The following is a 624-nucleotide window of genomic DNA, read 5'->3' on the forward strand; positions in this document are numbered from 1 at the left end:
TACCTTCAACAGTTGGCGTTTTAAATAATCAATTTAAAGGAGAACATTTAAGACGAGCGATTAGTTATCTAATGATTAGTACTGTTGGGGGCATCGGCCTAGCTGGTGTTATCGGCGGTTTAATTGCTACAAATTTCGGATGGCAAATGAATTTCATCATTAGTATAGTCATTGCTTTCATTGCCATATTACTTCTAAAAGGCACACCTGAAAAAGTAAGTCAACATAGCCACCGTCATCCGTTCGATTACAAAGGTATGTCGATTTTCGCTGTTATGATTGGTAGCTTTACATTATTGTTAACACAAGGATTCGAACAAGGTTGGTTTAGTACATTCTCATTCATTTGTCTGAGCATTTTTATCATCACTACGCTGATATTCATCATCATCGAACGTCGACATGAAGTACCTTTTATTGATTTCTCAGTATTACGCAACCGTCCGTTCATTGGTGCATTTTTAAATAACTTTGTTTTAAATAGCGGTCTAGGCGTTACAGTGGTCTTTTTCATATATGCTCAAACACACCTTGGTTTATCAGCTGCGCAATCTGGACTTGTTACATTGCCATATGCCATTGTGGCAGTTGCGATGATTCGTTTAGGTGAAAAAGCAACATTAC

At 37.5% G+C, this 624-nt stretch carries 1 protein-coding gene; it reads left to right on the top strand.

Annotated features, from left to right (window positions below):
* On the top strand, window positions 1-624 hold a 624-nt coding region (locus IDG60_RS28255), incomplete at both ends, for an MFS transporter (protein WP_206161118.1).

The sequence above is a fragment of the Staphylococcus sp. EG-SA-2 genome, from assembly GCF_017152085.1.